We start from the raw sequence: 14,547 nt of genomic DNA, 5'->3' as shown, positions 1-14,547 counted from the left end.
TGCCCCTTCTCCCCGATGGTCGACCAGGGTGCCATACGCACCGTCGGCCCCCGCTGTCGCACCGGGCCCCTACTATGCCCCCAGGGGTTCGGCCCCCACTGCTCAGGTAGGGTGACCAACCGATCAACACCCGTACGGAAAACGGCGAATACGGGACACGAGGGGGCAACGCGGCAATGGGTGCAGCCACGCGCGAGCGTACTGGGCGGTCCGGCCGCCGGGCCTCCGGTCCTTCCCGACGGCAACGCAGCAACGGTGGCGGCGGGTCTGCCGCCACTCCCCCCGCCGCCACGTCGGGCGCCCCCGCGGCCACCACCCTGCGCGCCATGGCACGCACCGACCGGGTGAGGCCCCTGCGCCGGCAGCTGGTGATCATCGAGGCGGCGCTCTCGGTGGCCGTGGTGGGTGTCGTGCTGGGTGGTGCGTGGCTGGTGCCCGCCGGGGTGCTGACCGCACTTCTGGTGCTGCTCGCGGTGGTACGCCGCCGGGGCCGCGCGCTCCAGGACTGGCTGTCGGGCGCCCTCAGGCTGAAGGCGCGGCGGCGGGCGGCCTCGGCGGCGGGCCCCGACGCGGAGCCGATGCTCGCCCCGGTCGCGGAGAACGTCCCCGGCTTCGCTCCCTACATCTATGTCGACCGGGACCACCGCACGGTCGGCATGCTCGGTGACGGCACCTTCCTGACCGCCGCGGTCCGGGTGGAGGCGAGCGGTGAGGCGCTGCGGCCCGCGTTCGGCGCCCGCTCGCTCCCGCTGTCGCTGCTCGGTGACGTCCTCCGGGTCGACGACGTCGTGCTGGAGTCGGCCCAGTTGGTGCAGCAGGTGCGGGCCGCTCCCGCGCCCCATCTGCCGCAGCAGTCGGTGGCCCGCCTCTCCTACGGGCCGCTCCAGGACCGGACCGGGGCGCCCGCGCTCCGGATGACCTGGGTGGCGGTGAAGCTGGACCCGGAGCTGTGCCGGGAGGCCATCGAGGCGCGCGGCGGCGGGATCGAGGGGGCCCAGCGCGCCCTGGTGCGGGCCGCGGACCATGTGGCGAGCCGGATCACGGGGGCCGGGTTCCGGGCGGTGGTGCTGGACCAGGACGAGCTGAACTCGGCCGTCGCCACGTCCGCCTGCGCCAATCCCCTGCTGTCGGGCCGCGCCGGACGTCCGGACTCCGCACCGCAGCGGCGCACGATGGAGACCTCGCGGGTCTGGCGGTGCGACGACCGGTGGCACACCACGTATGCCGTGGACCGCTGGCCCCAGTTGGGCCGGGGGGCGACACCGCTCCCGCAGCTGGTCGCCCTGCTGACGTCGGTCCCCGCGTACGCCACGACCTTCAGCCTGACCGTACGGCGCGGAGCGCGGCAGGGTGAGACGAGCGTCAGCGGCCATGTCCGGGTGACCGGCGGGTCGGACACCGAACTCGTCGGCGTACGCAGGACGTTGGAGCAGGCCGCCCGGCACGCCAAGGTCGGGCTGGCGCGGCTGGACCGCGAACAGCTGCCGGGTGTGCTGGCGACGCTTCCGCTGGGAGGGGCCCGGTGAGGGGCGGATCGAGGGCGGACGGTTCCAGGAGAGGCGGGGCAGCGGCTGTGGGGCGCGGAATGGCGGGGCGGATCGGGGCCAGGCGCGGGCTGCTCGGCCCCCGCCACGCGGGCCACACCGTGCCCACCGACCATCTGGGCGCCCTGTCGCTCCCGGTCGGTGACGACGGCGTGATCATCGGCGACGACGCCGAGGGGCGCCCGCAGTTGATCGGGTTCCACCGCCCGGCCCCGTACGACGTCACGCTCATCGGCGGCCTGTGGACGGCGCAGGTGCTGGCGCTGCGGGCCGCGGGCACCGGCGCCCGGGTGGCGGTCGAGACCGGCCGGGTGCAGGCCTGGACCACGCTGGCCCAGGCAGCGGGCGCCGGGCTGGAGTGCGTCTCCCTGTACGACGTGGGGCGGGTTCCGCCGACGGGCGCCACGGTCGGCAGCCCCGTGGTGGTGATCCGGGACTGCGGCATGCGGCCACCGCGCGGCCGGGTCATCTCCTCCCCCTGGCAGTCCGTGCTGACGCTGCTCCCCTATCTCAGCCCCGTGGCGCCCCGGTTGATGCGCTCGTCGGCGCTCGTGGGCATCCAGCGGGTCTCGCCCGACGAGGCCGAGCAGATCGGCCGCATCCTGGGGCTCGCCCGGGCCGAGAGCGAGGCGCTGCCGACACTGGCGGACGGGGTGACGCTCTGGGTGGCGGGGCGCGAGCACCACTGGGTGATGACGAGCGCGACGGACGCGGAGACAGGTCTGCTGGGTACCGCTCGCCGGATGGACTGATTCCTCTCCCGTTCGCCTCTCATGGACCCCTCCCGCCGGGGAGCATGGACCACGCAGTACCACAGGCAGTTCGACAGTTCGATGGGAAGGAACGCCGACATGGGCACCCAGCAGGAAAAGGACGAGCTCTACGCTCTGGACATCTCGGGCGTGGAGTGGCTGTGCGCTCCCGGCACCGAGCAGGAGGAGGAGCGGGTCGAGATCGCGCATCTGCCCGGTGGCGCGGTCGCCATGCGCTCCTCTCTGGACCCCGACACCGTGCTGCGGTACACGGAGGCGGAGTGGCGGGCGTTCGTCCTGGGTGCGCGCGACGGCGAGTTCGACCTCACGTAGGCGCCGTCGGCGGTACGGGGGTGGGGGGGGGGGGGGGGGGGGGGGGGGGGGGGGGGGGGGGGGGGGGGGGGGGGGGGGGGGGGGTTGTTGGTTGGGGGGGGGGGGGAGGGGGGGGGAGACCAGGGGGGGGCGCTGGGGGGGGGGGGGGGGTGGCGCCCGCCCCCCCCCGCCACCCTTCGCCGTTCTCTGCCGCTCTTGCCGCTCTTGCCGTTCTTCGCCGTTCTTTGCCGGGCGGTACGGCCTGCCGGAGTGCCCCCGATGGCGATTAGGGTGGGTGGGGCGCGGCAGAAGAAACCTGCGAGCGGGTTGTGCGCGTCGCAAGGGGGAGAGCCGGGCGTACCGGGCCCATGAGACCGGTCGCCCCCACCCACCACGGCACAAGGGTGCTCGACCACACCAGGAGGCACAGTGAACAGCGATCGGGACGAGATCCGCGGCGGATGGAACACGCCCGTCGACGAGTCGTCCGACGCGGATCCCGCCGAGATGACGGGTGAGTTCACCATCGACTACACCCCTCCCGCCTGGTACACGCAGAACGCGGCGGGGGATTCGTCGGGCGGCGCGGGCTCCCATCTGGCCCCGCCTCCGCCGCCGCACGGGGCTCCCGTGTCCGTACCGGCACAGCCGTCCCCGGGCGGCTTCGACCCCGACTGGGCGCCTGCTCCCCCGGCCCCGCCGACCTCGTCGGCTCCGGATGTCCCGTCCGTCCCTCCTGCGGCTCCGGCCTCGCCTGTGGTGGACGCGCCCGCCGATCCGGTCGGGCCCGTTGTTCCCGGTGCGCCCACGCCTCCTGCCACCCCGGCCGCACCCGCCGCACCCGCCGCCTCTGCCGAGGGGGCCGGTGACGACCCGGGCACGTTCGGGGGTGGCGACGTGGAGAGCGGTGCCACGATGCGGTTCTCCCCGGCCGCCCTGAAGCGGGAGATCGCTGAGCGCGAGGCGGCGGCGGAGGCTTCCCGTACGGAGGGGGGTGCGGACTCCTCCCGTACGGAGGCGAGTTCCACGGCCGCCGACGGTACGGGCTCCGATCCGGCCCCCGCCGACCACGCGGTGACCGGGGACTCCGACACGGACACCGACGCCGGCACCAAGGTGTCGGCCGAAGCGGACGAGCCGAAGTCGGCGGACGCCACCGACGTGGCCGCATCCGACGACAAGGCGGACGCCACGGCGGACAGCGGCGACGCCCCCGCCGACGCCGTACCGCAGGACGCGGCTCCCGGAAACGCGACTCCCGAAGACGCCGCTCTCGAAGACGCCCCGCCCGCAGAGTCGCCCACCGCACCGTCCGCCGCACCGCCCGCGCCGCAGGCCTCCGCCGCGCCGGTGCCGTGGTCCGCACCCGTCGAGGGGAACGCGCTGCCGCCGCTGCCGCCCGCCTTCCAGCCGGCCGCGCCCCAGCCCACCGCACCGCAGCCCGCGGCCCAGTGGCCCGCGCCCGTGCCGCCCGCCGACGCCCCCGGGGGCTACGGCTTCCCGCAGGCGCCCCAGCAGCAGCCACCCCAGCCGCCCCATCAGCTCCCCGGCCAGGGCCCGCACGGCACACCGGCCGTTCCGGGCGGCGCCCCCCTGCCACCGCAGGCCCACCCCCAGGCACCTCAGGCACCTCAGGCTCCCCAGGGCGCGGGCGGCTACGGCTTCCCGCAGCAACAGCAGCCGCACCAGCTCCCGCCGCAGGGCACCCCAGGCGGTTACGGCTTCCCGCAAGGCACCCCGGGGTCGGGAGGTTACGGCTTCCCGCAGCCCCAGCCGCCCCAGGCCCCGGCCGCCGACACACCCCAGCAACAGCAGCACCAGCAGTCGGCCCCCCTCCCGGCGCAGGCGGCCCCCCACGTGCCCGCGCCCGCCGCCCCCGCCTCCCCGCAGCAGCCGGAGCCGTACCAGCAGCACGGCCAGCAGCAGGGACAGCACCAGGGGCAGCCGCCCGCCGACCCGCGTACCGGTGGCGCCTGGCCCACCCCGGTCACGCACGACCAGCGCGAGCGTTCGGTGCCGGGCGCGCCACTGGGCTACACCGCCGCCGTCGAGCTGTCCTCCGACCGGCTCGTGCGGGGCAAGCAGAAGGCGAAGAGCAGCCGCACCCCCTCCGCCGCCTCCCGGTTCAAGCTGGGCGGCAAGAAGGAGGAGGCCGAGCGGCTGCGCAAGCTGGAGCTGATCCGTACGCCCGTGCTCTCCTGCTACCGCATCGCCGTCATCAGCCTCAAGGGGGGCGTCGGCAAGACCACCACCACGACCGCCCTGGGCTCCACTCTGGCCACCGAGCGGCAGGACAAGATCCTGGCGATCGATGCCAACCCGGACGCGGGCACGCTGGGGCGCCGGGTGCGCCGCGAGACCGGCGCGACCATCCGCGACCTGGTCCAGGCGATCCCGTACCTCAACTCGTACATGGACATCCGGCGGTTCACCTCGCAGGCGCCCTCCGGCCTGGAGATCATCGCCAACGACGTGGACCCGGCCGTCTCCACGACGTTCAACGACGAGGACTACCGGCGCGCGATCGACGTACTCGGCAAGCAGTACCCGATCATCCTCACCGACTCGGGCACCGGCCTCCTCTACAGCGCGATGCGCGGGGTGCTGGACCTGGCCGATCAGCTGATCATCATCTCGACGCCCTCGGTCGACGGTGCCTCCAGCGCCTCCACCACGCTGGACTGGCTCTCCGCGCACGGGTACGCGGAGCTGGTGCAGCGGTCGCTCACCGTCATCTCGGGGGTCCGCGAGACCGGCAAGATGATCAAGGTCGACGACATCGTGCAGCACTTCGAGACGCGCTGCCGGGGTGTCGTGGTCGTTCCGTTCGACGAGCACCTGGCGGCGGGCGCCGAGGTCGACCTCGACATGATGCGGCCGAAGACCCGGGAGGCGTACTTCAACCTCTCGGCCCTCGTCGCGGAGGACTTCGCCCGCGCTCAGCAGCAGCAGGGACTGTGGACCTCGGACGGCCAGAACCCGCCCCCGCAGTACGCCCCGCCGCTGCCGGGCCGGCAGGGCTACCCGGCCCCTGGCCGGCCGATGCCGGGACAGGGACCGGGCGCGCCGATGCCCGGCCAGCAGGGCCACACCCCGCAGCAGCCCTACCCGCCCCAGCAGCAGCCGGGCCCCGGCGGACAGCAGCCGTACGCCCCCCAGCAGCCCGGCCCCGGCCAGCCCTACCACCAGCCTCACCCCGGCCAGCCGGGCCACCCCGGTCAGCCGATGCCCGGGCAGCCCCCGTACCCCGGCCGGCCGCAACCGCCCTACGGGGAGCACCAGGCGGCCGGGCAGCCGGGCGTACCGCAGCCCCCGCAGCAGCCCTACTCCCCGCAGCCCGGACCGCAGAGCGGCTGGCAGCCGCTCCCCCCGCAGACCCAGCCGGGAACACCCCAGCACGCCCAGCAGGCGGCACCGGACCAGCCCGGCGCGCCCCAGCCCGCACCCGGCGCACCGGGCCACCCCGGCGCGTCGGCCCAGGCCCGATCAGGTGACCCGCGGGCCCAATCGGGTGGACCCGCCCCCGTCACCCCGCCGCAGGAGCAGCCGAGCGGCCGGGACAACCCGGAGGGCCGGCCCGATCCGCAGGGTCCGGTGCCGCCCGCGGGCTGGCAGCAGACGCCTCCGCAGCCGCCGCAGGCTCCTCACCAGTGAGGCGTTAGAGGTGTAGACCAATAAGGGCCCGTACCGTGCGCACGGTACGGGCCCTTCGGGTTGTTTCCGCAGCCCACACGCGGTTTGACGGACCGTTGACGAGCCTCCCGACCGCTGATAGACCTTCGCTTCACCAACTGGCGAACCAGAGATCAACCCGCCTGCTCAAGCGAGTGATGACGCGAGGTCACCGTCCATGGTCACAAGAGTCCCCTCCCGCACCCCCCGGCCCGGCAGGCGTCTGCGTACGCTGCTGGCCTCGGGCGCGGCCGCCCTGGCGCTCACCGCCGGGGCCGTCGTCCCGGGAAACCCGCTCGCACCCGCACCCTCCGAGGCCCGCGCCGACGACGGGAAGACGACGCTCACGGTCGCCGTCGCGCAGAGCGTCGACTCGCTGAGCCCGTTCCTCGCCCAGCGGCTGCTGAGCACGAGCATCCACCGGCTCATGTACGACTACCTGACCAACTACGACGCCAAGGACAGCCGGGCGATCCCCGGGCTCGCCACCGCCTGGGAGCCGTCAGCGGACAAGCTGACGTGGACGTACACGATCCGCTCGGACTCGAAGTGGTCCGACGGGCAGCAGGCCACCGCCGAGGACGCGGCCTGGACCTTCAACAAGATGATGACCGACGAGGGGGCGGCCACCTCCAACGGCAGCTTCGTCGGCAACTTCGAGGAGGTGACCGCGCCCGGCAAGGACAAGCTGGTCATCAGGCTCAAGGAGCCGCAGGCCACCATGGCCGCGCTGGACGTGCCGATCGTCCCGAAGCACGTCTGGGAGAAGGTCGAGGACTTCTCCAGGTTCAACAACGACAAGGACTTCCCCGTCGTCGGGAACGGCCCGTTCATCCTGACGGACTACAAGGTCGACAGCTATGTGAAGCTCAAGGCCAACAAGGACTTCTGGCGCGGCGCGCCCAAGTTCGACGAGCTGGTCTTCCGCTACTACAAGGACCAGGACGCGGCCGTCGCCGCCCTGCGCAAGGGTGAGGTGTCCTTCGTCGCGGGCAGCCCCAGCCTGACCCCGGCCCAGGCCGCCTCGCTGGAGAACGCCCCGGACATCAAGGTGAACGACGCCCCGGGCCGCCGCTTCTTCGCACTGGCCGTCAACCCCGGAGCCCGTACCAGGGACGGCCAGAAGTTCGGTGACGGGCATCCGGCGCTCCTGGACCAGAAGGTGCGGCACGCGCTGTTCAAGGCCGTCGACCGGAAGACCATCGTCGACAGGGTCTTCCAGGGCCGCGCCGTGGAGGGCGAGGGGTACATCCCGCCGCGCTTCGCGGACTACTTCTGGAAGCCGTCGGCCGAGCAGAAGCTCAGCTACGACCCCGCGGCGGCCGCCGCCCTGCTGGACGAGGCCGGGTACCGGAAGAACAGCGCGGGCAAGCGCGTCGGCCAGGACGGCAGGCCGCTGGACTTCCGTATCCTCTGCCACGCCACCGACCCCAACGACAAGGCGATCGGCAAGTACCTCCAGGAGTGGTGGGGCGATCTGGGCATCGGGCTGAAGGTCGACTGCCTCGACAACGTCTCCGACCCCTGGTACGCGGGTGAGTACGACCTCGCCTTCGACGGCTGGTCCGTCAACCCCGACCCCGACTTCGTCCTCTCCATCCACACCTGCGCCGCGCTGCCCACCAAGGCGAAGGAGTCGGCGGCGACCGACAACTTCATCTGCGACCGGCAGTACGACGAGCTGTACAAGAAGCAACTGGCCGAGTACGACACCGCCAAGCGGGCGGATCTGGTCCGGCGACTGGAGTCGCGGCTGTACGACACCGGGTACATGAACGTCATGGCGTACCCGAATGCCGTCGAGGCCTACCGCACCGACCACATCGCGTCCATCACCACCATGCCGTCGGACGGGGGCAACATCTACGGCCAGGACGGCTACTGGAGCTGGTGGTCGGCGGTCCCGGCCGCAGGCGCCTCCTCGTCGGCCTCCTCCGACTCCGGTGGCTCCTCCACCGGGGTGCTCGTCGGGGTCGGGATCGCCGTCGTCGTCCTCGTCGGTGGCGGACTGCTGTTCGCCATGCGCCGCCGCTCCACCGCGGAAGACCGTGAGTAGTCCATGAGCTCAGAATCCACCCCCGCGCTGGTCGAAGGCGCGGCGGGCGTGGAGAGCACCGCATCCGGCGGCCCGGCTCCGGCCGGGCCGCCGGCCCGCTCCCCGCGCTCCCGCACCACGGCCGCCTACCTCCGCTACGCGGCGGGGAAGCTGGCCGGGGCGGCCGTCTCCCTCTTCGCCGTCCTCGTCACCAGCTTCTTCCTCTTCCGGCTGATCCCGGGGGACCCGGTCAAGCAGATGACCGGCGGCCGTCAGGTGTCGACCGAACAGATCGCGGCGATGCGCCGTGAGTTCGGGCTCGACCTGCCGCTGTGGCAGCAGTTCACGCAGTACTGCGGCAAGGCCCTGACCGGCGACTTCGGTACGTCGTACCAGTTCCGGGCCCCCGTCATGGACAAGATCACCGAGGCGCTGCCCGCGACCCTGCTGCTCACCGGCACCGCGTTCGTGATCTACACCCTGCTCGGCATCTGGCTCGGCGCCCGCTCGGCCTGGCGCAACGGCTCCGCCGGGGACCGGGCCAACACGGCGTTCGCGCTGACGCTGTACTCGGTGCCCTCGTTCTGGCTCGGCCTCCTCCTCATCATCACGCTGTCGGTCGGCATCGGCCCGGTCCCGGGGCTCTTCCCGACCGGAGGAATGGAGTCCGGCTCGACCACCGGCTTCGACCGCGTCCTCGACATCGCCCACCACATGGTGCTCCCGGTCATCACACTGGTGGCGGTGGAGTACGCGCGGACCCTGCTGGTGATGCGCTCCTCGCTGCTGGACGAGATGGGCGGCGACTACCTGACCACGGCCCGCGCCAAAGGGCTGCGGGACGACCTCGTGCGCCGGAAGCACGCCGTGCCGAACGCGATGCTGCCGACGGTGACGCTGCTCTTCGTGAACCTCGGCACGACGGTGGCGGGGGCGATCCTGGTGGAGACGGTCTTCTCGTGGCCGGGGCTCGGCGGCCTCTTCTACCAGGCACTGAGCGTGCCGGACCTGCCGTTGGTGCAGGCGCTGTTCTTCGTCTTCGCCTCCGCGGTGATCCTGATGAACACGCTGGCCGATGTGATCTATCCGCTGCTCGATCCCCGGGTGGGCCGATGACTCCCTCGACCGACACAGACCAAGCCGTACGGCCGGACAGCCCCCGCGCACTCACCCGGGCCCGGCGCCGCCAGGCCGCACTCCGCTTCTGGCAGCGGTACCGCACCCACCGCGCCGGCCTCGTCGGCCTCGCCGTGCTCGTGGTCATCGCCCTGCTGGCGCTGACCGCCCCGCTCCTGGTGGGGGCCGACTCCAAGAGCGTGACCGGCGCGCCCGGCGCCCCGATGGAGGCGCCGAGCGGTGCCTTCCCGCTCGGGACCGACCAGTTCGGCCGCAGCCTGCTCGCCCTGATGCTCTGGGGAACGCGGGTGTCGCTGACGGTCGGTCTGCTGGCCGCCTTCCTCTCCGTGGCGATCGGGACCCTGATCGGCATCACGGCGGGCCACTTCAAGGGCTGGTACGCCACGGTCGTCATGCGCATCACCGACTGGTTCCTGGTGATGCCGACGCTCGTCCTGGCCATCGCCCTGGCCACGGTCCTCTCCCGGTCGATCTGGACGACGATCCTCGCGATCGGCGTGACGACCTGGCCCACCACCGCCCGACTGGTCCGGGCGCAGACGCTCGCCGTCGAGTCCCGCCCGTACATCGAACGCTCGCGGGCGCTCGGCGGCGGGCACGGGCACATCATGTCCCGCCATGTCCTGCCGAACGTCATGCCGCTGGTGCTCGCCCAGACCACGCTGGTGATCTCCACCGCCATCCTCACCGAGGCGACCCTCGCCTTCCTCGGGCTGAGCGACCCGACGATCGTCTCCTGGGGCGGGCTGCTCCAGGACGCCCGGGAGGCGGGTGCGGTCAGCTCGGGCAACTGGTGGTACCTCGCCCCGCCCGGACTCGCCATCGCCGTGGTCGCGCTCGCCTTCACGCTCTGCGGCCGGGCCATCGAGTCCGTGCTCAACCCGAAGCTGGGGGTGTCCCGTTGACCGCCACGACCACCACGACCGGCCCGGAGCCGTCCGCATCACCCGGCCTCTCGAAGCCCGTCGGTGACCCGCCGCTGCTGGAGGTGCGGGACCTGACCGTCACCTACGGCGGCACCGTCCCCGCCGTGCGCGGCGTCGATCTGCGGGTGGAGTCCGGGCAGAAGCTCGGCATCGCCGGGGAGTCCGGCTGCGGCAAGTCCACGCTGGCTCTGGCCCTGCTCCGCCTCCTGCCCACGACGGCGAAGCTCAGCGGGGAGATCCTGCTCGACGGCGAGGACGTCCTCACCATGAAGTGGGGGCGGCTGCGGGCGGTCCGCTGGGCGGGGGCGTCGATCGTCTTCCAGGGCGCGATGCACTCGCTGAACGCGGTCCACCGGGTCGGCGACCAGATCACGGAGCCGATCCTGCTGCACGGCAAGGCCACCCCGGCCGCCGCCCGCAAGCGCGCCGGGGAGCTGCTGGAGCAGGTGGGGCTGCCCGCTGCCCGGGCCCGGGCGTACCCGCACGAGCTGTCCGGCGGTCAGCGGCAGCGCGTGATGATCGCGATGGCGCTGGCCTGCGACCCGCGCCTGATCGTCGCGGACGAGCCGACGACGGCCCTGGACGTGATGATCCAGGCCCAGATCCTGCGCCTGATCGAGCAGTTGGTGGCCGACCAGGATGTCGGTCTGATCATGATCAGCCACGACCTGGCGGTGCTGGCGGACACCTGCGACCGGCTCTCGGTGATGTACGCGGGCCGGGTCGTCGAGGAGGGCCCGGCCCGGCAGGTGTACGCGCAGGCGCGCCACCCGTACGGCCGGGCGCTCTCCGCCGCCTTCCCGAGGATCGGCGACCTGGCCTCCCGGCGCGCCCCGCGCGGTCTGCCGGGCGACCCGCCGGACCCGGCGGCGCTGCCGGGCGGCTGTACGTTCCACCCGCGCTGCCCGGTGGCGCTGGACTCCTGCGCCACGGAGGACCAGGAGCTGCGGGAGGCCGGGGGCGAGCGGCGGGCGGCGTGCGTGCTGGTGGACACTCCCGCGACCGACGATTCGAGGAACACCGCATGAGCACAGTCCCTCTCCTCAGCGCCGAAGCCCTGAAGGTCTCCTTCCCCGGCCGGCGCGGGGCCGCCACCGCCCGCGCGGTCGACGGCGTCGATCTCGATATCCGGCCCGGCGAGATCGTGGCGCTGGTCGGTGAGTCGGGGTGCGGCAAGACGACGCTCGCCCGCTCGCTGCTCGGCCTGGTCCCGCCCACCGCCGGCCGGGTCACCTTCGCCGGAGCCCCGATGGACTACGCGGGCCGGGCTCTCAAGGCGTACCGGAAGCGCGTGCAGCTGGTGCTCCAGGACCCCAGCGGCTCACTCAACCCCCGGCACACGGTGTACGAGGCGGTGGCGGAGGGGCTGCGCATCCACGGGTACGCGGGCGACGAGCGGGCGGCCGTCTCGGAAGCCCTCTCCCGGGCCGGGCTGCGACCGCCCGAGCGGTTCTTCCTGCGCTACCCGCACGAGCTGTCGGGCGGCCAGCGCCAGCGCGTGGTGATCGCCGGGGCCCTGGTCCTGGAGCCGGAGCTGATCGTGGCCGACGAACCGGTGGCGTCGCTGGACGCGTCGGTACGGGGCGAGATCCTGGCCCTCCTCCTGCGCCTCCGTGACGAACTGGGCCTCTCGGCGCTCGTCGTCACCCATGACCTGGGGCTCGCGTGGAACATCGCTGACCGGGTGGCGGTGATGTACCTCGGCCGGATCGTCGAGACGGGCCCGGTCGAGCAGTTGCTCACGGCCCCTCAACACCCGTACACCCAGGCCCTGTTGTCCGTCCTCCCGGAGGCGGATGGCGAACCGGTCGTCCTGACCGGCGAACCCCCGGACCCCTCGAAGGTGCCCTCCGGCTGCCGCTTCCACGTCCGCTGCCAGGTGCTCGCCTCCGGCGAGGCGGAGCGGGCGGGGGTGGCGGAGGCGTGCCGCACGGTGGAGCTGTCGGTGCTGAACGGCGGGGCGGACACCCAGGTGGCGTGCCACTGGGCGGCGGCGTGCGGCGCCCGGTCCTGACGCTCGTGCGGAGATGCTCTACGCCCTGCCCCCGTGGTGGATCGCCCCCGTCAGTTCACCCAGCGGGCGCCCCGTGCCGCCCCAGCGGTGCTGGATGATCTCGGCGGCGATGGAGACGGCCGTCTCCTCCGGCGTACGGGCTCCGAGGTCGAGGCCCACGGGTGAGGCGAGGCGGGACAGGTGTGCCTCGTCCACGCCGGTCTCGCGGAGCCGGGCGAGGCGGTCGTCGTGGGTGCGGCGGCTGCCCATGACGCCGATGTACGCGGCGGGGGTGCGCAGGGCGGCGACCAGCAGCGGCACGTCGAACTTCGGGTCGTGGGTGAGGACGCAGATCACCGTACGGGCGTCGACCTCGGTCGCCTCCAGGTAGTCGTGCGGCCAGGCGCACACCACCTCGTCGGCGGTCGGGAAGCGTTCTGGGGTGGCGAAGGCGGGGCGGGCGTCGCAGACGGTGACCCGGTAGCCGAGGAAGGAGCCGATGCGGGCGGTGGCCGCCGCGTGGTCGATGGCGCCGAAGACGAGCATGCGGGGCGGCGGGGTGTGGGACCGGACGAAGACCGCGACCTCGGCCATCCGGCGCTGGCCGTGCGCCCCGTACCAGTGGATGCCCGTGAGGCCCTGCTCCAGCAGTCCCCGGGCGTCGTCCGTGACAGCCGCGTCGAGCCCCTCGGATCCCAGCGTGCCGTGCACGGCGTCGGCGCGGACGGTCAGGCGGGCGCCGGTCTCCGCGGCGCCGGAGAGGACCGTGGCCTCCGCGACCGGCACGTCGGCGGCGATCAGGTCAAGGAGGGCGGCGAGATGGGCCAGCTCGGCGTCCGAGGCGTACGCGCGCACCAGCACCTCGATCGTGCCGCCGCACGTCAGCCCGACGCCGAACGCCTCGTCGTCGCTGATCCCGTACGCGACCACGCGCGACGGGGCCCCGGCCAGCACCCCGCGGGCGGCCTCGTACACATCGGCCTCGACGCAGCCCCCGGAGACGCTGCCGAGCACGGTGCCCGCCGCGTCGACGGCCATGACCGCGCCCGGCTCGCGGGGCGCGCTGCCGTGCACGGCGACGACGGTCGCCAGGGCGAGGGGCGTACCGGCGGCGCAGCGGGAGCGGAGGCCGGGCAGGATGTCACGCACCCTGCCAGCATCCGCCGTCCCCGGCCCGGGTGCACGGGGAAGGGGTGCGTCAGTGGGTGCGGTCGTAGGCGGCGACCAGCTCGCTGCACCGCTTCACATCGGCGGACATCGCCACCAGGAGGTCGTCGATCGTGTCGAACTTCAGCATCCCGCGGACGTAGGCGAGGAAGTCGACGGCCACGTGCAGCCCGTACAGGTCGAGGCCGACGCGGTCGATCGCGTACGCCTCCACCGTGCGCTCGGTGCCGTCGAACTGCGGGTTGGTGCCGACCGAGATGGCCGCGGGCATCGACTCGCCGTCGACCTCCAGCCATCCCGCGTAGACGCCGTCGGCGGGGATCGCCGTATGCGGAAGGGTCTCCACGTTGGCCGTGGGGAAGCCCAGCTCACGGCCGCGCTGGGCGCCGCGCACCACGATGCCCTCCACCCGGTGCGGGCGGCCGAGGATCTCGGCGGCGCCCGTGACGTCGCCCTCGGCGACCAGGCTGCGGGTGAGGGTGGAGGAGAACGGCCGGCCGTCACCGGCCGCACCGGTCACGAACAGGTCGATGACCTCGACGGTGTAGTCGTAGGTGGCGCCCAGCTCGGTGAGCAGGGCCACGTTCCCGGCGGCCTTGTGGCCGAAGCGGAAGTTGGGGCCCTCGATGACGGCCTTCGCGTGGAGCTTGTCGACGAGGACCTTCACGATGAAGTCGGCGGGCGCCAGCTTCGAGAACTCCGCGGTGAACGGCAGGATCAGCACCGCGTCCACGCCCAGCTCCGCCATGAGTTCGGCGCGGCGGTGGTGCGGGGCGAGCAGCGGCGGGTGGCTGCCTGGACGGACGACCTCGCTGGGGTGCGGGTCGAAGGTGACCACGACGGACGGGACTCCCAGCTCACGGGCGCGCTCGACGGCCCGGCCGATGATCAGCTGGTGTCCGCGGTGCACGCCGTCGTAGGAGCCGATGGTGACGACGCTGCGCCCCCAGTCCTGGGGGATGTCCTCCAAGCCACGCCAGCGCTGCACTGTGACCGCTCCTCGCCCGAA

The 14,547-nt window shown here is 73.3% G+C and carries 11 protein-coding genes; 9 read left to right on the top strand and 2 right to left on the bottom strand.

Going from position 1 to position 14,547, the window contains the following annotated elements; translation table 11 throughout:
• The first annotated feature begins 176 nt into the window (after nucleotides 1–176).
• The 9 genes from eccE to AC0682_RS24780 all read left to right on the top strand — a co-directional run bounded on the left by eccE (nucleotide 177) and on the right by AC0682_RS24780 (nucleotide 12,392).
• Nucleotides 177–1,526, top strand: coding sequence for a type VII secretion protein EccE (gene eccE, locus AC0682_RS24820; RefSeq protein ID WP_478535168.1), 1,350 nt, complete (start codon nucleotides 177–179; stop codon nucleotides 1,524–1,526).
• A 59-nt stretch (nucleotides 1,527–1,585) separates the two neighbouring features.
• Complete coding sequence (locus AC0682_RS24815) at nucleotides 1,586–2,296, top strand: hypothetical protein (RefSeq protein WP_478535167.1); 711 nt, start codon at nucleotides 1,586–1,588, stop codon at nucleotides 2,294–2,296.
• Nucleotides 2,297–2,395: 99 nt separating this feature from the next.
• Complete coding sequence (locus AC0682_RS24810) at nucleotides 2,396–2,629, top strand: DUF397 domain-containing protein (RefSeq protein WP_478535166.1); 234 nt, start codon at nucleotides 2,396–2,398, stop codon at nucleotides 2,627–2,629.
• A 408-nt stretch (nucleotides 2,630–3,037) separates the two neighbouring features.
• A complete protein-coding gene (locus AC0682_RS24805) occupies nucleotides 3,038–6,262 on the top strand; it encodes an SCO5717 family growth-regulating ATPase (protein ID WP_478535165.1) in 3,225 nt (1,074 codons plus the stop codon).
• Nucleotides 6,263–6,458: 196 nt separating this feature from the next.
• A complete protein-coding gene (locus tag AC0682_RS24800; RefSeq protein ID WP_478535164.1) occupies nucleotides 6,459–8,336 on the top strand; it encodes an ABC transporter substrate-binding protein in 1,878 nt (625 codons plus the stop codon).
• Between the two features lie 3 nt (nucleotides 8,337–8,339).
• On the top strand, nucleotides 8,340–9,431 hold the full coding sequence (locus AC0682_RS24795; protein ID WP_478535163.1) for an ABC transporter permease: 1,092 nt from the start codon (nucleotides 8,340–8,342) through the stop codon (nucleotides 9,429–9,431).
• A complete protein-coding gene (locus AC0682_RS24790; RefSeq protein ID WP_478535162.1) occupies nucleotides 9,428–10,357 on the top strand; it encodes an ABC transporter permease in 930 nt (309 codons plus the stop codon). The genes AC0682_RS24795 and AC0682_RS24790 overlap by 4 nt, the downstream gene beginning before the upstream one ends.
• Entirely contained in the window at nucleotides 10,354–11,406 is a 1,053-nt protein-coding gene (locus AC0682_RS24785; RefSeq protein ID WP_478535161.1) for an ABC transporter ATP-binding protein, read from the top strand. The genes AC0682_RS24790 and AC0682_RS24785 overlap by 4 nt, the downstream gene beginning before the upstream one ends.
• Entirely contained in the window at nucleotides 11,403–12,392 is a 990-nt protein-coding gene (locus AC0682_RS24780) for an oligopeptide/dipeptide ABC transporter ATP-binding protein (RefSeq protein ID WP_478535160.1), read from the top strand. Before AC0682_RS24785 ends, AC0682_RS24780 begins: the two co-directional genes overlap by 4 nt.
• 18 nt (nucleotides 12,393–12,410) lie before the next feature.
• On the opposite strand, the gene AC0682_RS24775 is transcribed toward AC0682_RS24780, so the two are convergent.
• Nucleotides 12,411–13,520, bottom strand: coding sequence for an XdhC family protein (locus AC0682_RS24775; protein WP_478535159.1), 1,110 nt, complete (start codon nucleotides 13,518–13,520; stop codon nucleotides 12,411–12,413).
• Between the two features lie 49 nt (nucleotides 13,521–13,569).
• Nucleotides 13,570–14,526, bottom strand: coding sequence for a bifunctional riboflavin kinase/FAD synthetase (locus AC0682_RS24770; protein ID WP_478535158.1), 957 nt, complete (start codon nucleotides 14,524–14,526; stop codon nucleotides 13,570–13,572).
• Nucleotides 14,527–14,547 lie beyond the last annotated feature (21 nt).

This window comes from Streptomyces sp. NPDC043746 (genome assembly GCF_056436485.1).
This window is presented reverse-complemented; position numbering and strand designations above follow the sequence as displayed.